Genomic DNA, 16,571 nt, shown 5'->3' with positions numbered 1-16,571 from the left:
TTATCAATGGGCGCCCGTCCGTTGGCACAATTATTTCCCTACTTTCCCCGGAACCAGTTAAAACTTGTTAACTTATAAATTTTGCCGTAATGAATATCAAAATTGAAAAGCCTTCTATTTATAAGCTGTGCATTACTGTTTGCCTGGCTATGATGATCAGCCTCTTCCTCTTTGCCTGCGGCAGTTCCAGGGAAAGCGGCAACAGCACAGGCACCGATACTTCCGGCGTAATACAGGACACTTCCGGCGCGATGCGCGACACCTCTGCCATCATGAACAGTGACACCAGTACTATGCCCGTAGATACCACAGTGCATTAACTGATGTGGTGTTTATATCACATTGTGTAGCAATATTTCGACACACGGAAAACCATTTTTATGAAAAGGATGAATTTTTCTTACCTGTTGGTAATAGCCGTTTTTTCGGGAATGTGCCTCACTACCGCCTGCGGTAGTGGTCAGAATACCAACACAGATTCTACCGGCGTTATGACGACGGATAGTAACATGATCATGTCAGATACCAGTACGGTCAGAGATACAGCGCCAGCCGCCGAACAGCCGCCGGGTGCCATTAACCCGGGGTCAGACTCCGCCCGCTACGGCACCGGGGCCAATGACTCATCCAGGAACCGTAACAACAAGTAAGCATCTAATATTGTGAGATAAAATACAGGGTTACAATGCCGTAAGGTGTTGTAACCTTTTTTCTTTTCAGTAAATTAAAATATATTGCCCTGCTCATCCGTCCCATAATAACGGCATACACTTAACCCGTTTCCACCACTATTGAATTAAAGACAGATGCAATTTTTTGACTTTAAAAAAAAGCTGGGAAAAGGCATTAGCTTAACCTCACTTAAAAAAACATTCCGGCTCTATAAATATGTAAAGCCCTACTGGCCGCAATTTAGCCTGGGCATGCTGTTCCTGTTTATTTCCAGCCTGGCCGGCCTGGCTTTTCCAAAGCTGCTCGGCGACCTGGTTGACTCCAGCACCCACGGCCGCCTGCTGCAGGATATTGACCGCCTGGGTTTTATGCTGGCAGGCGTGCTGGCCGCGCAGGCCCTCTTTTCTTACTTCCGCATTGTGCTGTTTGTAAATGTTACGGAAAAAACGCTGGCCACCCTGCGTCAAACCATTTATAATCACCTGATAAAGCTGCCCATGAAGTTTTTTGTGAACCGGCGGGTAGGAGAGCTGGGCAGCCGTATTTCGTCCGACATTTCCCTGCTCCAGGAAACCTTTACCACCACCATTGCCGAGTTTATACGCCAGGTAATTGTGATCATTGGCGGTATTGCCCTGCTGCTGCATACCTCCCTGAAGCTCACCCTGTTCATGCTGGCCATTTTCCCGGTTATTATGCTCATAGCCTATGTGTTCGGGCGGTTTATACGCCGCTTTTCCAAACAGGTGCAGAACCAGGTGGCAGAGGCCAATACCATTGTGGAAGAAACCCTGCAGGGCATCCTGAACGTAAAAGCTTTTGCCAACGAGTTCTTTGAAATGAACCGTTACCGGCATAAAACCCTGGAAGCCGCTGCTACCGGCATTAAAAGCGGCCGGTACCGGGGCGCCTTTCCAGCTTTCTCATCATGGGTATTTTCGGCGCCATGGTGGCGGTTATCTGGAAAGGGGCCCTGCTTATTGCCACCGGCGAAATGCAGTCAACCGGCGAGCTGTTCTCCTTCATCATTTATTCCGGCTTTATAGGCGGCTCTGTAACCGGCCTGGCAGAAGTGTATACCAGCATACAGCGCAGCATGGGCGCTACGGAAAACCTGTTGGAAATACTGGACGAGCCGGCAGAACCTATTACCGACAGCAGCCTGATAGCGCCGGAGCACCACCTGAGCGGGCAAATCACCTTTGAGCAGGTATCGTTCCATTACCCTTCACGCCCCGATCTTACGGTGCTGCAGGATGTATCGTTTTCAGTAGCGGCCGATCAGCAGGTAGCGCTGGTAGGCCCCAGCGGCGCCGGTAAAAGCACCATTGTATCTTTATTGCTGCGGATGTACGATACCACAGGCGGGGCTATTTCGTTCGACGGCCGCAATAGCGGCGATATGCCTCTTTCAGCGCTGAGGGGGCAAATGGCCGTGGTGCCGCAGGATGTGTTCCTGTTTGGCGGCACCATCCGGGAAAATATTGCATATGGTAAACCCGGCGCACCGGAAGAAGCCATTATTGATGCCGCCCGTAAAGCCAATGCCTGGGAGTTTATACAGCGGTTTCCCAACGGGCTCGATACCGTGGTAGGGGAGCGCGGCATACAGCTGTCCGGCGGGCAGCGCCAGCGTATTGCCATTGCCCGTGCCGTGCTTAAAGATCCCCGTATACTGATACTGGATGAGGCCACCTCGGCCCTTGACTCGGAATCGGAAAGGCTGGTGCAGGACGCCCTGGAAAAGCTGATGGAGGGGCGCACCTCCATTGTAATCGCACACCGCCTGGCCACCGTGCGTAAAGCCGACAAGATTATTGTGCTGGATAAAGGCCGCATTGTGGAAGAAGGCACCCATCAGCAGCTCATAGACGTTGCCGGCGGCCTGTATAAGAATTTAAGCGAAATGCAGTTCAGTCATTGAGAATGCTCAAAGCATAAAGCAAAAAGTAAAAAGTAAAAGGCAAAAAGCGATTGTTGTTCCATTGCTGGTATTATCTTAACCGGACCGCTGACTTCTCAACCTTCGCTGTGACACTCCGTATCTTCGGACGCCCTAAACACTGCTATATATTTTTTCTTTTTACTTTTTGACTTTTGCTTTCACAAATACGGCTTCATCTCTTCCTCAATATTCTTGCGCAGGTCCATTAAGCGCTGGGCATAATCGTACATATGCAGCTCCTCTTCCGTGGTCGGAACCCATTTAGGCACCGGTACGGTTTTGCCGTTATCATCTACGGCTGCAAATACCATAATGCAGTGCGTGGTTTTTATCCGCTCGCCTTTGCGCGGGTTAGCGGCATATACGTTAATGGCTATATGCATGCTGCTTTTGCCGGTATAGATCACAGCCGCATCTATCTCTACCAGGTTGCCGATGGCTATGGGCTGGTAAAAGCGGATGCCGCCCACGTACACGGTTACGCAATACTGCCCGCTCCAGCGTGCAGCACAGGTATAGCCTGCCTGGTCTATCCACTTCATTACAGCGCCCCCGTGCACTTTGCCGCCGAAGTTCACATCAGAAGGCTCGGCCAGGAAACGGAGGGTAATGGTATTGGAGATATTGCCGTCGGACATGCGGATTACATTTTTTTAGTTTGAAACAATCACAAAAACAGCCCCAAAGCTATAAGCAAAAAATGTAATTTAAAATAGCTGGCAGAAAATACTTAAAGTAGCCGCGGCAATGGTCCGCGCGGGATAAAGGTGCGGTCAGGCGTTGATCAACGCAAGCGGTCCATACCCCCAAACAGGCTGTAAACCACATTGGCCGTGCCGTAGCGCAAAGCAGCCTAAACCTACTGCGAGGCAATACCTCAAAACAGGCTGTAAGGCATACTGCCGCGTCCCACGCAAATGGGCTGCACCGCCCCCGGCTATAAAAAGCACACAGCCGGCAAAGTGCTTGCCGGCTGTGTTGATAATGTTTTTATGCAGCTGCTGCCTGCGCAGGATCAGGAACGGTCGCCTTCCTCACCGCCACCCTGGTCGCCGCCGTTGTTGTCGCCCCGCTGCTCTTTCTTGCGTTTGAAAAGGTTGGTGTCCATCTTACCAAAGCGCCAGGCAATATTAATACGGAACTCGCGGGAGGCGCGCTTGCGGTACTTTTCCTGCTCTGCAAACTCGGTGGTGGTAAAGCCCAGGTCACGGTCGGTATTAAAAATATCGTTTACAGACATGGTTACCACCAGGTTCTTTTTCTTCAGGAATTCCCGCCTGAGCGCCATATCCACCTGGTACTCGGCTGCACGCTCGCCCTGCGGCAGTATGCGTTTTGACTCGTAGTTACCCGTTACCTGCAGCAGCAGGTTCCAGGGCAGCTTGGTATTGCTGTTCACCTTTCCGAACCAGGTAAAGCCGCTGTTACTCAGGTCACTGCCCAGGTTATTGGCGTTAATGCTGGTTTGGGCCAGGTTAATGTTGGTGGTAATATCCCATCCGGGCATTACCTGGTTGCGCACTGTAAACTCCGCGCCCCACGAGTTGCGGGTGGCGGCGTTTACCGGGTAGGTGAGCACCACCTTCTGCATTTGCCCGTTCAGGTTCAGCGTGGTATCTGTATAAAAGTCGGTGATGGCATGATTGGTATTCCGGTAGTAGGTAGATACCATTACATTGTGCTTGTCTGAAAAAGTTTTCAGGTACGACAGCTCAAAGCTGTTGGTGAACTCAGGGCGCAGGGCGGGGTTACCACGGCTGGCGCTTTGCGCGCTGTACTCCAGGTTGGGCAGCAGGTCGCGGAACCAGGGACGGCGTATGCGGCGGCTGTAGTTCAGCTGCAGCTCATGGTCGCCTTTGAATTTCTGCGACAGGAAAACGCTCGGGAACAGGCTTACCGGGTAGCTGATGTCATAAGCGCTGTTTTTGGCGCTTTGCATATTGCCTTTATAAAACGACTGCTCGGCGCGTAAGCCTGCCTGGTAGCCAAAATCTTTGATGGTGCCGTTGTAGTTGATATATGCAGCGTTGATCTGCTCCGTATAGTGGTATTTGTTAGACAGGGCGCTGTCTACCACAAACTCGCCGGAAGGAAAATCTTTGCCCTTTGTGGTAATGTCGTTGTTAAAGGTGCGGGCAGTGGTGCGCAGGCCGGCCTCCAGCTTGGAGTTGGCCGACAGCGGATCTACATAATCCACCTGCCCGTTGATATAAGTAGTATTGTCGCCGCCGCGGCCTATGCGCAGCTCCGGCTCCGGATCATAAAGAGGCGTATGGTCCATGCCGTAATACTGCAGGGAATAATCCGTGCCGTCTGTTCCGTTGGCGCGGTTATAGTTAAAGTCGGCAGTGAGCTGGTGGCCTTCTTCGGCAAAGTTGTGCGTATAGCCCAGCTGTGTGGTATAGTTGGTAAAGCCGTGGTTGTTATTATCTATACCGGTGCCGTAGCGCATGCGCTGTTGCTTAATATCCAGGTCATACAGGGTTTGATCGTTCGTATTCTCAAACTTACCGCTCACAATACCCTGCGAAATGGTGAGCGTGTTGCGGTTGTCCAGGTACAGGTCAACTCCCATGCGGCCAAACTGGAAGCGGCGGAACTGGTCGCCATCCTGGTACTGGTCCAGGTAAGTAACCGTATCGGATGAAATATTTTTACGGAACAGGTGGGTGTTGGTCCAGGCCTTGCGGGTGCGCACATTATAGGTGAGGAAGAAGTTGAACTTTTCCTGCCGCACGTTCAGGTCAACGCCGCCGTTGGCGCCGCCCAGGGTAGAGCCGCCTGCGGTTACCTGGCCGTTTATGCCGGCTTTGCGGTTCTTTTTCAACACTATGTTGAGGATGCCGCTCATGCCTTCTGCATCGTATTTGGCGGAAGGATTGGTTACCACCTCTATGCGTTCAATGGCGTCGGCGGGTATCTGGTCAATAGTAAGGGTAGTAGGCCTGCCGTCAACAAAAATGGTGGGGCTGCCGTTTCGTACGGTTACGTTACCGTCAATATCCACGCTTACAGAGGGCACCTGCTTCAGCACATCTGCTGCAGTGCCGCCTACGGTAGCAAGGCTTTTATCTACATTAAACACCTTCTTGTCAATGGCCATGGTATACGTAGGCTGGGTACCAACTACCTCTACGGCTGCCAGGGATTTAACGTTGGCGCTAAGCTTTATGTTACCAACATCCGTCTGGCTGCCGGGTTTCAGGTTAATAACTTTATAAACGGTTGTGTAGCCAATGAAATTTATCTTCAGCAGGTATTTGCCGGCCGCAACATTGTCAAAGTTGAAATCGCCGTTACCTTTGGATAGCATACCTGTTACCACGGTAGAGTCTTTAGCGCGTAAAAGCGCTACAGAAGCGTATTCTACAGGTTTATTCCCCTCTGCATCCACCAGTTTGCCGATAATGTTACCACGGGCAGGGCCTTTTTGCGGCGCCTGTGCCTGTGCAATAGTGCCAGATCCTATAATAGCTATGATTACCAGTCCCCAAAAGACGATCGTTCGCATACAAAAAAAAATTTCTTCCTTCAAGATTTGCTTTATCTCCGGCCGTAAAAGTAATAGGAATCCAGCGCGTTAACCCGGTTTTATGATGAATGGTAACTACGGGAATTTTCCACATCTGACTGCCTTGTATCCTGCATCATTTCTCAAACTTCGTACCTTTACCGCAAGCCTAATGACTAACCATATGCACCGCCATTACCAACCTGACTGGGATATATATACCTGCGCTATTGAAGATAGCCCGGCCATTATAGGGCTGGATCTTGACCTGCGCCGTTTTGCCCCGCTCAAGGATAAACCGCATGCATTATTTATATCTGTTTACCTGAACCATCCCCGCTCCGATGGCTTTCCGCAGAGCGAAGAATTTGCTACCCTGGGCGAGATAGAGGACAGCCTGGTAGAGCACCTGGAAGACAAGCTGAACGCTTTTTTTGTGGGGCGCACCATCTCCAACGGCGTGCGCGACTTTTATTTTTATACCGGCAACACCCTGCTGCACGATAAGGCCATTGCCGATGTGATGATTAATTTCCCCAGTTACCGTTACGATTTTGGGGTGCAGGAAGACCGGACCTGGGAACTGTATTTTGATTTTTTACTGCCCGATGTGCAGGAATTCCAGCGCATTCAAAACCGCAAGGTGCTGCGTACCCTGCAAAAACATGCCGATAACAGCGAATGCCCCCGGCCTGTTGACCACTGGATATTCTTTACCCGCGAAACAGAGCGCGACCAGTACTGGCAACAGGTAAAAGAACAGGGCTTCCGTATTGAAAAGAATAACCGCAGCAGCGAAAAAGACTACCCTTATGCCCTGCATATATCCCGTATGGATAAAACCACAGACGACAGCATAGACCAGGTGGTGATGTACCTGTGGGAGCTGGCCCGCGTCCTGAACGGCCGCTATGACGGATGGGAAACCAATATTGTAAAATAGGCCCCGGCTTTTAGGAATAACTGGCATGCGTTGGAATGATAATTGTAACCACACAAGTATCACTAAATTATTAGCTTATGTTACGCTGGGCACTTATCTTCTTTATTGTTGCTGTTATTGCAGCAGTTTTTGGATTTGGCGGCATAGCGGCAGGTGCTGCATCCATTGCCAAAATCCTGTTCTTCATCTTTGTAGTATTGTTCCTTATTTCATTGCTATCAGGTTTGCTACGGAGATAGTACATAGGGGGAGCAAAGAACTTGTACGGAACGGAATGAAGGGAAATAAACAGAGAGGGCGCTATCCTTTCTTTTATTTTCCTTTTTTCCGTTTCTTCATTTTTTAATACATTACATAACAACTGTCACACGCGTTTTAAGCCGACTGAAAACGATTGGGAAGACTAATTAAAATATACTGGATCATCTGTTGTTGCTGTATGTTACAGCCTTCTATTGTGCAGGGAATGGTGAAGCCGGGCGCAATTGCTTTCCAGGAAAATGACACCACCCCCGCCCGGCGCAAAAACGGCCTTTTCCGGCGGCTTGCACAATACCGCGACTCTATCCGCAATAAAGAGTACCGCGACTCCCTGATACGCCATATTACCCGGCAAAATGTGCCGGAGCCGCCCGGCACCGACAGCACCCTTATAAAAAGCGAGCAATATTTTACACCGTACCGCGGCAGGGTGGTACGCGACATTTATTACCGCCAGGTAAACGTGTTTGGCCCGCGCAACATTAACGATACCACTTTCCATAGCGGCATGAAGCTGCTGAATTTTGCCAACCGCCTGCATTTAAACACCAGCGAGTGGGTGATACGGCAATCCCTTTTTTTCCGGGAAAGCGATACCATAGACCCTTATACCATGGCGGATAATGAACGCTATTTGCGTAACCGCCCCTTTATACAGGATGCACGCATATACATTATCAACGCAGCGGTGTCGCCCGACTCTGTAGACCTGCTGGTGGTAACCAAAGACCTTTTTGAATACAGCGCCGACCTGCGGGAGCTTACCTCCACCGCTTTCCGGGGCGGTATTTCCAATAACAACGTGCTGGGCGCCGGCCAGGGTATTGATGTTACCGCCCGGTGGCGCAACGACCGCTCCCCGCCCTGGGGCTCGGCGGTTACCTATACCAAGTATAACGTAGCCGGCTCCTTTGTAGATGCTTCCGTGGGCTATACTACCCTGAACGACTATACGCCCGCCGCCATTGATACAGGCGTGCTGGAAGGGTCGTACTTTGTAAGCCTGAACCGCCCGTTATACCGTACCAGCGCCAGCTTGATAGGCGGGTTATACCTGGCCCGTAACTTTTCCATTAATTTCAGGAACCTGCCCGATACCTTGTACCGCAACTACCGCTATAACGTGGTAGACGCCTGGGTGGGGTATAACGTTATTAATCCCGGGAAGAACGGGGAAGATCCCGGCAAGAAGCCCAATATGGCCATACTGCTGCGGCATTATAACCTGTTCTTTAACAGGAACCCCGTGCAGGACCGGTTCAAGGAAGACCCGGTGTACAACGACCGGCGTTATTACCTGGCGGAGCTGGCCGTGTTCAGGCAGGACTTTTTCAAAGCGCATTACTTCTTTGGCTTTGGCCGTACGGAAGACATTCCGCTGGGTTATAATGTAAGCGTGCTATCCGGCTGGGAAAGCTGGAAAGCGCGCAGGCGTTTATACACCGCGCTGGAAATGCGCAAATTCTGGCTCACCCGGCATGAAGGGCTTTTTAATACTACGCTTGGCATTGGCAGCTTCTGGCAAAAACAGTCGTCGGAAGATGCGGTGATACATGCCAGCGCAGAGTATTACAGCCGCCTGTTCAACTTTCCCTGGGGCAGGCTGCGGCAGTTTGTAACAGTCGATTACCTGGGCAACCCTAACAATTTCTTTTACAAGCCGCTGAGCATAAATGTGGATGTGGGTATATGGGGCTACCGTAATTCCCGCATTAACGGTTACCAACGCCTGAACCTGCGTTCAGAAACGGTGTATTACAGCCCGCTGAAAGTGCTGGGCTTCAAGTTTAATTTTTCCACCTACCTGCAGCTGTCGCAGATCACGGAAAACAATAACGCCATTTTCAGGAACCCGCTGCACAGCGCTGTTGGCGCAGGAGTGCGCATACGGAACGAGAACCTGGCGCTTAACACTTTTCGTATAGCCGCGTATTATATGCCCGACGCGCCGCCGCCTGTAAAGTCGTTTTATTACGAGATTACGACTATTGTAGATTTCCGTTTTGATATATCTGTACTGCGCGCGCCGCAGTTTTTGCAGTTCAGGTAGGGAGGGATGAGCAGATATGCAAATATGCAGATGTGCAGATGAATGGAGCCTTTTACTTTCTACCTGATACTTCCTGTTTCGTCTTTAATGATGCGGATAACCACCATTTTAGAAACCGGCGTATTGCTTTTATCCGCAACGCTGTTCAGCGGCACCAGCACATTGGTTTCGGGGAAATAGGTAGCGGTGCAGCGTTCCGGTATGCTGTAAGGCACTACAATAAAACGGTGCGCTATGCGCGTATGCCCGTCTTCCTTATTTACCAGGTTTACCACATCGCCGGGCCGCAGGCCGGCACGGGCAATGTCTTTCTCATTCATGTATATTACGCGCCGCTCGTTGTACACGCCCCGGTAGCGGTCGTCCAGGCCGTAAATGGTGGTGTTAAACTGGTCGTGGCTGCGGATGGTCATCATAATATATTCATCTGCCGCCAGCGACAGCGGAGTAATATTGGCCAGGTTAAAGTGCGCTTTGCCGCTGCCCTCGGGGTTAAAGCGGCCTTCCCGCGCCGTATTGGGCAAATAAAAGCCGCCGGGGCGCCGTACCCGCTCGTTATAACGCTCAAAGCCGGGTATCACCTTTTCAATGTCATTGCGGATGTGATCATAGTGCCGCATATACAGCGCCCAGTTCACCCGGGAGCGGTTACCCAGGAGGTGCTGCGCCAGCCGGCACAGGATCACAGGCTCGCCCAGCAGCTCTTTTGATACGGGTTTCAGGTTGCCTTTAGACATTTGTACAACGCCCATAGAGTTCTCGCAGCTTACGAACTGCGGTTCCCCGTTAATAATATCCTGGTCTGAGCGGCCCAGGCAGGGCAGTATGAGCGCTTCTTTGCCATGCACCAGGTGGCTGCGGTTCAGCTTTGTAGACACGTGCACAGTAAGGTTGCAGTTACGCAAGGCCTGGGCCGTAAGGTTGGTATCTGGCGTGGCGGACAGGAAGTTGCCGCCCATGGCCATAAATACTTTGGCCCGCCCGTTGAGCATGGCGTGTATGGCATTTACCGTATCAAAACCATGATGCTGCGGCGGTATAAACCCATACACCTCCTGTAGGCGTTGCAGCAGGGCGGGGGAGGGTTGTTCAAAAATGCCCATGGTACGGTCGCCCTGCACATTGCTATGCCCGCGTACCGGGCAGGTGCCGGCGCCGGGTTTGCCAATGCTGCCTTTCATAAGCAGCAGGTTTACCACCTCTTTAATAGTATCCACCGCATTTTTATGCTGGGTAAGGCCCATGGCCCAGCAGGCTACAATATTCTTTTTCTGCGCCAGCACTTTTGCAGCAGCTTTCAGCTGCGCTTCCGGCACGCCGCAGTCGGCCGCCAGTGCTGCTACTGTATATTGCTGCAGGTTTTGCACGTAATGCTCAAACCCGTGGGTATGTTTGGCAATAAAGTGATGATCCAGCACCTGGCCGGGTTTTTCGGCGTCTGCTTCCAGCAGCAGCAGGGCCAGGGCTTTCAGCAGGGCCATATCGCCGTTAATGCGCACTTGCAGGAAAATATCTGCCAGGTGGGTTTTTACGTGCAGCATTCCTTTCACCGTTTGCGGGTTCAGGAAGTTCATTAAGCCTGCTTCGGGCAGGGGATTGATGGCAATAATGGTAGCGCCGTTGGCTTTGGCCTTTTGCAGGGCCGAGAGCATGCGGGGATGGTTGGTGCCGGGGTTTTGCCCCAGTATCATGATCACCTCTGCCTGGTGAATATCTTCCAGCGTTACAGAGCCTTTGCCTATACCCAGCGACTCGCCCAGGGCTACCCCGCTGGACTCATGGCACATGTTGGAGCAATCGGGCAGGTTGTTGGTGCCGTATTCGCGCACCATCAGCTGGTACAGGAAAGCTGCTTCATTGCTGGTACGGCCGGAGGTGTAGAAAACAGCTTCGTCCGGCGACGCCAGCGCATTCAGGTGGTTGGCTATTTTTATAAAGGCGGCATCCCAGTCAATAGGCTGGTAATGGGTGCCGCCGGCAGGCAGGTACATTGGCTGGGCAATACGGCCCTTTTTCCCGATCTCGTAGTCCGACAGGTTTGCCAGGTCTGCTACTGCGTTGGCGGCAAAAAAGCCGGGCGTAAGCTTTTTAAGCGTGGCCTCTTCCGCCACAGCTTTGGCGCCGTTCTCGCAATATTCCGCAATAGCCGAGCGGTCGTCATCCGGGTCGGGCCAGGCGCAGCTGGGGCAGTCGAACCCGCCTTTTTGGTTCAGCTTCAGCAGCGCTTTCATACCGCGCAGGGCGCCTGCTTCTTTTAAAATATGCTGTGCGCTCACCATTACCGCCGGCAGGCCGGCAGCTACATCTTTAGGCTTGCTGAGCCTTAACCCGGTAAATTCCGCCGGGCCTTCTGCAGATGGTATTTTTTCAGTGGAATTGTCCATGGTTTTTATTTTAACATAAAGCGGAAAGCATAAAGCAGAAAGCATAAAGCCTGATGCAGTGTGCTATGTATTAGTGCTTACGGTTAATGCAGGGCATTTTTAGCAGAAGCAAAAGCTTGTACAACGTGCTATGTGCTGCGGCTTGGTGTGCATGCAATGCTTTTATAGTTTGTTTTACGGTTATGCTCGTATCTCATGATATATTACTTATGCCGTTCGCAGCGTTGAGCTTTCTGCCCTCAGCTTTCTGCTTTCCCTTACACCAGAATCCGTTCCTCACCGGTATAAATATTACATCGCTGCTCTCTTAAAAAGCCTATAAGCGTAATGTCCCATTCCTGCGCCATTTTAACGGCCATGCTCGAAGGTGCGCCTACAGCGGCTATAATGGGTATGGCCACCATGGCTGCTTTTTGTATAAGCTCAAAACCGGCCCGGCCGCTTAACAGCAGCAGGCTGGCGGACAATGGAATGTTGCCCGCTGTAAGCGCCGCGCCTATTAGTTTGTCTACCGCATTATGCCGGCCAATATCTTCCCTTAGCAACAACAGCGTTCCGCCGGCATTAAATAAGGCCGCTGCATGTATACCGCCGGTATCTTCAAACAGGCGCTGCTGGTTGCGTATGCTGCCGGGCAGCAACAGCAGCTGCGCTGCCGGAAAGGTAAAGCGCGTACGCTTATCAGCAGCGGGTACGGCGGTGAATATGGCGGCGATACCTGCTTTGCCGCATACGCCGCAGCCGGAGTTGGAGAAGAAATTGCGCGCTGCCGGCTGCAGCGCCGGCTTTACATGCGGGTGAAGCCGTACCCGTATGATATTGCCGTTTGGCCCGGTGGATTGCATCTCCGCAATATCTGCCGCATGCCGGATAATACCTTCTGTAAATAAAAAACCGGCAGCAAGCTCCTGGTCTTGCCCCGGTGTACGCATGGTAACAGTAATACTTTGTTCCTGCGGGTGATCTGCGGCGCCGTAAACCAGCTGTATTTCCAGGGGTTCTTCGGCGGCCAGCACATCTTCCTCATCTGTAATAACAGTATTGCAGATCTTTTTGATACGGGTGTATGAAAGGGCGGAGTGCTGCATAAAGTAAAGTTAAGGCAAATGGGCAAATTGAAAATGTGCACATCTACCCCCACTACCATTGTCATCTGCACATCTGCACATCGTCACGCTACCGCTGTTTTATAAGAGCGGATGGCCCACCAGAATACCAGCGATGTTACCGGCAGCAGCATGGCAAAGGCCTGCAGCACCACCGGCGCATTCATATGCCCTGCCATAAGGGCGCGGGAGGCCTCCACTGCGTAATATACGGGGTTAAACAACGCTGCTACCTGCAGCCAGTGCGGGGCCATTTCCATAGGCAGCAGAAAACCGGCCAGCAACATAATGGGTAAAGATATACCCTGTATAATGGGCGCTATGGCGTCTTCGCTTTTCATGCGCAGGGCCAGCGCATAGGAAAAGGCGGCAAACAATGCGCTGATGATAGCCAGCAGCGCCATTATTACCACAAGGCCGCCCCAGTGCACCTCCAGGCCAAACGGTATAGCCAGCACCGTTATAAGCAGTGTTTGCGCCAGCACAGCGCTTACATCGCGCAGCACGCTGCCCATCAGCAGGGCCAGGCGGCTGGTGGGCGTTACGCGGAAACGTTCTATAATACCCTGCCGTATCTCGTCAACCAGCCCAAAGCCTACATACAGCCCGCCATAAACCGCTATCACCACCTCTACACCAGGCAGGAACACATTGAGCACATTGCCGCCGGTGAAGCCGGGCATACCGGTAAGGTGCTTTAATAAAGGCGCAAACAGCAGCAGGTACATTAACGGCGTACCCACTGCCATAAACAGGAAGCCCGGGTTGCGCAGCGACTCCTTTACCTTGCGTACGTAGTATAGTTGTAATGTTGAAAAGAATGACATAGTAATCGTGTTTTTATGGTTTTTTAAATCAGGCCTCCTGCAGTGAACGGCCGGTTTTGCGCAGGAATACATCGTCCAGGGTAGGCTGGGAAAGGGAAATGGTTTGCAGGTTTACCTGTGCCTGGTCCAGCAGGCGCAATATGTCGGGCAGCTGCGCTTCACCTTCGTATACATATAACCGTAGCTGGCCCTGCTCGTAGCTTGCTTCACGTACATAGGGCTGCTGCTCAAACAGGCGCAGCACCGCCTCCTGGTGCGTGCCGTTGGGGCCAAGGCCCAGCTGTACCACGTCGCCGGCTACCTGTTTTTTCAGCTCCCGCGGTGATCCTTCGGCCACAAGGGTGCCCTGGTCCATAATAGCAATGCGGTCGGCCAGGGCATCTGCTTCATCCAGGTAGTGCGTGGTTAAAAAAATGGTTACGCCGCTGTTGCGCAGGCGCCGTACTTCATCCCACAGGCGGGCCCTGTTCTGCGGGTCCAGGCCGGTAGTGGGCTCGTCCAGGAACAGCAGCTGCGGCTGGTGCATCATGCCAATAGCTATATCCAGCCGGCGGCGCTGCCCGCCGGAGTACGTGCCGGCCCTGCGGTCGGCAATGCCGGCCAGGTCAAATGTCATGATCAGCGCTTTAGCCCGGGCGGCGGCTTCATGGCGCGGCATGCCAAACAATTGCCCCTGCAGCAGCAGGTTTTCCCAGGCGCTCATACCCCGGTCGCTGCCGCCGGCCTGGCTTACATATCCAATGCGTTCGCGCAGGCGGCGGGGCGCTTTCAGCAGGTCGCAGCCGGCCAGCATAGCAGTGCCTTCATCAGGAGGCAGCAGCGTGGTAAGCATGCGCAGGGTAGTGGTTTTACCGGCGCCGTTAGGCCCCAGGAAACCGAATATTTCACCGGTAGGCACGGCCAGGTTTACACCGCGCACCGCTGCTATGGTTTTACCATCAGCCCGGAAGCTTTTTTTCAATCCATTGGTTAGCACAATATGTTCCATGTAACGAAGTTTTTATCTGTGCCCAAAACTAGGCGTACATCCCCGGGCAGGAAACAGGGTTTCGGCCACCGGCAGTGTGAAAACCGGTGAAAACGGGAAATAAGCAGGCTAAAAGGCAGGTGTATGGTTAAACAGAAAATAGTACCTTGTAACCGCAGATCTGTTACTTCAAAAAACATCATATGCGTTGGCAAAACAAACGTTTAAGCGATAATGTGGAAGACCGCCGCGGCGGCGGTGGCGGCATGCGTACCGTAGGTATCGGCGGTGGCATTGGCGGCATTATTATTATTGTGCTGGCACTGTTATTCAATAAAGATCCCCAGCAGGTGCTGCAACAGGTGCAAAACGGCGCGGGCAGCAGCCAGCCCGCAGAACAGGTTACGGCCGGCAGCGACGAAACAGCCCGCTTTGCCTCTACCGTGCTTGCCTATACGGAGGATGTATGGACGCAGCAGTTCAATGAAATGAATAAGACCTATGTTCCGCCCAAAATGGTGCTGTTTACCGATGCTACCGACGGCGGCTGCGGGTTTGCCCAGTCTGCCATGGGCCCCTTTTACTGTCCGGCCGACAGGAAAGTATATCTCGATCTTTCCTTCTTCAACGAAATGCAGGACCGCTTTCACGTAGTGGGCGATTTTGCCATGGCCTATGTAATTGCCCATGAAGTAGGCCATCACGTGCAAAACCTGCTGGGCATCAGCAACAAGGTGCAGGCTATGGGCGCCCGTATGAGCGAAACGGAATACAACAAGCTGTCGGTAAAGCTGGAGCTGCAGGCCGATTTTCTGGCCGGCGTATGGGCCAACCACGCACAACAGATGGATAGCATACTGGAAAGCGGCGACATAGAGGAAGCCTTAAATGCGGCCAGCGCTGTTGGCGACGATAAGCTGCAGCAGGCTGCCAATGGCAGGATAGTGCCGGACGCCTTTACGCATGGCACCTCTGCCCAGCGCATGTACTGGTTTAAAAAAGGTTATGAAACAGGGGATATTAAACAGGGAGATACGTTTTCGGAGGTTAATTAATAATGAATAATTAAGAATTAATAATAAATGCCGGCGGTGTTCTAAAAGGATTTAAGCGCGCACATTAAGGCCGGGATTGCAGTAATAATGAATAGCCCATGCTTTTAGCACGGTCATTATGAATGCTTGTATTAATTCTTCATGCTTAATTATACAGCTGTGCCAGTTATGCCCCCACCGATAAACAAACACACATCGCCCTCATTATTAATTATTCATTCTTAATTATTAATTAAAATGGCCCCATCATTGCTACGGTTATGGAAGGCTGCAACAGCCGTAATTTTATTAACCATTTCTTTAACCGTTGTAACTATGCAAACACAGGCACAGGATGTGCTCACCGGCGCATTATGGACAGCAAAAAAAGTTGACAGCACCTATGTGCTAAGTATAAAAGACAGGTCCGGCATTAAAGAGGCCCTTATAGACTTTATCACCCAAAACCACATCAGCGCCGGCAGCATTACCGGTATTGGCGCTGTAAATGAAGCCACGCTGCGTTTCTTTAACCCGGCCACTAAAAAGTATGTGGATAAAACCTTTAAGCAGCAGATGGAAATTGCCAACCTCACCGGCAACATTTCTACAAAAGACGGCAAACCATACCTGCATGTGCATATAACATTGGGCAGCAGCAGCTATAACGCCTATGCCGGGCATTTGCTGGATGCAAAGATCCGTGGGGCAGGGGAGTTTTATATATACCCGCTGGACGCCACTATAGCGCGTAAATTTTCTGAAGAGGCAGGCCTTAACTTCTACGATTTTGAGGCAGAAAGCCAAAAGCCCAAAGCAAAAAGTAAAAGGCAAAAAGTTGAAGATTAAACACCGGGCTTTAAATTAAAGG

15 protein-coding genes are annotated in these 16,571 nt (G+C 51.8%); 9 read left to right on the top strand and 6 right to left on the bottom strand.

Annotated features, from left to right (window positions below; genetic code table 11):
• Nucleotides 1–89 precede the first annotated feature (89 nt).
• The 4 genes from VFS25_RS16005 (at nt 90) to VFS25_RS15990 (ending at nt 2,596) form a co-directional block, all read left to right on the top strand.
• On the top strand, nt 90–320 hold the full coding sequence (locus tag VFS25_RS16005; RefSeq protein WP_326463174.1) for a hypothetical protein: 231 nt from the start codon (nt 90–92) through the stop codon (nt 318–320).
• A gap of 60 nt (nt 321–380) precedes the next feature.
• A complete protein-coding gene (locus VFS25_RS16000; RefSeq protein WP_326463173.1) occupies nt 381–650 on the top strand; it encodes a hypothetical protein in 270 nt (89 codons plus the stop codon).
• 156 nt (nt 651–806) lie between these two features.
• Nucleotides 807–1,718 carry an ABC transporter transmembrane domain-containing protein gene (locus tag VFS25_RS15995; protein WP_326463172.1) on the top strand — a complete coding sequence of 304 codons (912 nt, stop codon included), beginning with the start codon at nt 807–809 and terminating at the stop codon, nt 1,716–1,718.
• Nucleotides 1,601–2,596, top strand: a complete 996-nt coding sequence (locus tag VFS25_RS15990; protein WP_326463171.1) for an ABC transporter ATP-binding protein — start codon at nt 1,601–1,603, stop codon at nt 2,594–2,596. Before VFS25_RS15995 ends, VFS25_RS15990 begins: the two co-directional genes overlap by 118 nt.
• A gap of 179 nt (nt 2,597–2,775) precedes the next feature.
• Here VFS25_RS15990 and VFS25_RS15985 read toward each other — a convergent pair whose 3' ends face one another.
• The gene (locus VFS25_RS15985; RefSeq protein WP_326463170.1) at nt 2,776–3,255 is read right to left on the bottom strand and encodes an acyl-CoA thioesterase; all 480 of its coding nucleotides are present in this window, start codon (nt 3,253–3,255) and stop codon (nt 2,776–2,778) included.
• 377 nt (nt 3,256–3,632) lie between these two features.
• Entirely contained in the window at nt 3,633–6,128 is a 2,496-nt protein-coding gene (locus VFS25_RS15980) for a TonB-dependent receptor domain-containing protein (protein WP_326463169.1), read from the bottom strand.
• Between the two features lie 172 nt (nt 6,129–6,300).
• Here VFS25_RS15980 and VFS25_RS15975 point away from each other — a divergent pair, with 172 nt between their 5' ends.
• From VFS25_RS15975 to VFS25_RS15965, 3 genes are all read left to right on the top strand, one after another.
• Nucleotides 6,301–7,071, top strand: coding sequence for a DUF695 domain-containing protein (locus VFS25_RS15975; RefSeq protein ID WP_326463168.1), 771 nt, complete (start codon nt 6,301–6,303; stop codon nt 7,069–7,071).
• Between the two features lie 77 nt (nt 7,072–7,148).
• On the top strand, nt 7,149–7,310 hold the full coding sequence (locus VFS25_RS15970) for a DUF1328 domain-containing protein (protein WP_326463167.1): 162 nt from the start codon (nt 7,149–7,151) through the stop codon (nt 7,308–7,310).
• Nucleotides 7,311–7,510: 200 nt separating this feature from the next.
• Nucleotides 7,511–9,382: a hypothetical protein gene (locus VFS25_RS15965; RefSeq protein ID WP_326463166.1), complete on the top strand. Its 1,872-nt coding sequence runs from the start codon at nt 7,511–7,513 to the stop codon at nt 9,380–9,382.
• A 59-nt stretch (nt 9,383–9,441) separates the two neighbouring features.
• Here the strand turns inward: VFS25_RS15965 and VFS25_RS15960 are convergent, their stop codons facing one another.
• The 4 genes from VFS25_RS15960 to VFS25_RS15945 all read right to left on the bottom strand — a co-directional run bounded on the left by VFS25_RS15960 (nt 9,442) and on the right by VFS25_RS15945 (nt 14,687).
• Complete coding sequence (locus VFS25_RS15960; RefSeq protein ID WP_326463165.1) at nt 9,442–11,766, bottom strand: FdhF/YdeP family oxidoreductase; 2,325 nt, start codon at nt 11,764–11,766, stop codon at nt 9,442–9,444.
• Between the two features lie 257 nt (nt 11,767–12,023).
• Nucleotides 12,024–12,854: a formate dehydrogenase accessory sulfurtransferase FdhD gene (fdhD, locus tag VFS25_RS15955; RefSeq protein ID WP_326463164.1), complete on the bottom strand. Its 831-nt coding sequence runs from the start codon at nt 12,852–12,854 to the stop codon at nt 12,024–12,026.
• Between the two features lie 83 nt (nt 12,855–12,937).
• The gene (locus tag VFS25_RS15950; protein WP_326463163.1) at nt 12,938–13,699 is read right to left on the bottom strand and encodes an ABC transporter permease; all 762 of its coding nucleotides are present in this window, start codon (nt 13,697–13,699) and stop codon (nt 12,938–12,940) included.
• A 28-nt stretch (nt 13,700–13,727) separates the two neighbouring features.
• The gene (locus tag VFS25_RS15945) at nt 13,728–14,687 is read right to left on the bottom strand and encodes an ATP-binding cassette domain-containing protein (RefSeq protein WP_326463162.1); all 960 of its coding nucleotides are present in this window, start codon (nt 14,685–14,687) and stop codon (nt 13,728–13,730) included.
• Nucleotides 14,688–14,869: 182 nt separating this feature from the next.
• Between VFS25_RS15945 and ypfJ the strand changes: the two genes are divergently transcribed.
• Together ypfJ and VFS25_RS15935 are read left to right on the top strand one after the other, a co-directional pair.
• Nucleotides 14,870–15,721 carry a KPN_02809 family neutral zinc metallopeptidase gene (ypfJ, locus tag VFS25_RS15940; protein WP_326463161.1) on the top strand — a complete coding sequence of 284 codons (852 nt, stop codon included), beginning with the start codon at nt 14,870–14,872 and terminating at the stop codon, nt 15,719–15,721.
• 315 nt (nt 15,722–16,036) lie between these two features.
• Nucleotides 16,037–16,549, top strand: coding sequence for a PPC domain-containing DNA-binding protein (locus VFS25_RS15935; RefSeq protein ID WP_326463160.1), 513 nt, complete (start codon nt 16,037–16,039; stop codon nt 16,547–16,549).
• Nucleotides 16,550–16,571 lie beyond the last annotated feature (22 nt).

The sequence above is a fragment of the Chitinophaga sp. genome, from assembly GCF_035761305.1.
Classification (GTDB): Bacteria; Bacteroidota; Bacteroidia; order Chitinophagales; family Chitinophagaceae; genus Chitinophaga.
The sequence above is the reverse complement of the archived record's forward strand: the minus strand, read 5'-3'. Positions and strand labels throughout refer to the sequence as shown.

Bases quoted from the DNA above. Each gene is read 5' to 3' on its own strand.
- VFS25_RS15960 (WP_326463165.1), bottom strand. From the start codon at position 11,766: ATGGACAATTCCACTGAAAAAATACCATCTGCAGAAGGCCCGGCGGAA.
- VFS25_RS15975 (WP_326463168.1), top strand. From the start codon at position 6,301: ATGACTAACCATATGCACCGCCATTACCAACCTGACTGGGATATATAT.
- ypfJ (WP_326463161.1), top strand. From the start codon at position 14,870: ATGCGTTGGCAAAACAAACGTTTAAGCGATAATGTGGAAGACCGCCGC.
- VFS25_RS15990 (WP_326463171.1), top strand. From the start codon at position 1,601: ATGGGTATTTTCGGCGCCATGGTGGCGGTTATCTGGAAAGGGGCCCTG.
- VFS25_RS15970 (WP_326463167.1), top strand. From the start codon at position 7,149: ATGTTACGCTGGGCACTTATCTTCTTTATTGTTGCTGTTATTGCAGCA.
- VFS25_RS15935 (WP_326463160.1), top strand. From the start codon at position 16,037: ATGCAAACACAGGCACAGGATGTGCTCACCGGCGCATTATGGACAGCA.
- VFS25_RS15995 (WP_326463172.1), top strand. From the start codon at position 807: ATGCAATTTTTTGACTTTAAAAAAAAGCTGGGAAAAGGCATTAGCTTA.
- VFS25_RS15965 (WP_326463166.1), top strand. From the start codon at position 7,511: ATGTTACAGCCTTCTATTGTGCAGGGAATGGTGAAGCCGGGCGCAATT.
- VFS25_RS15985 (WP_326463170.1), bottom strand. From the start codon at position 3,255: ATGTCCGACGGCAATATCTCCAATACCATTACCCTCCGTTTCCTGGCC.
- VFS25_RS15950 (WP_326463163.1), bottom strand. From the start codon at position 13,699: ATGTCATTCTTTTCAACATTACAACTATACTACGTACGCAAGGTAAAG.
- VFS25_RS16000 (WP_326463173.1), top strand. From the start codon at position 381: ATGAAAAGGATGAATTTTTCTTACCTGTTGGTAATAGCCGTTTTTTCG.
- VFS25_RS15945 (WP_326463162.1), bottom strand. From the start codon at position 14,687: ATGGAACATATTGTGCTAACCAATGGATTGAAAAAAAGCTTCCGGGCT.
- fdhD (WP_326463164.1), bottom strand. From the start codon at position 12,854: ATGCAGCACTCCGCCCTTTCATACACCCGTATCAAAAAGATCTGCAAT.
- VFS25_RS15980 (WP_326463169.1), bottom strand. From the start codon at position 6,128: ATGCGAACGATCGTCTTTTGGGGACTGGTAATCATAGCTATTATAGGA.
- VFS25_RS16005 (WP_326463174.1), top strand. From the start codon at position 90: ATGAATATCAAAATTGAAAAGCCTTCTATTTATAAGCTGTGCATTACT.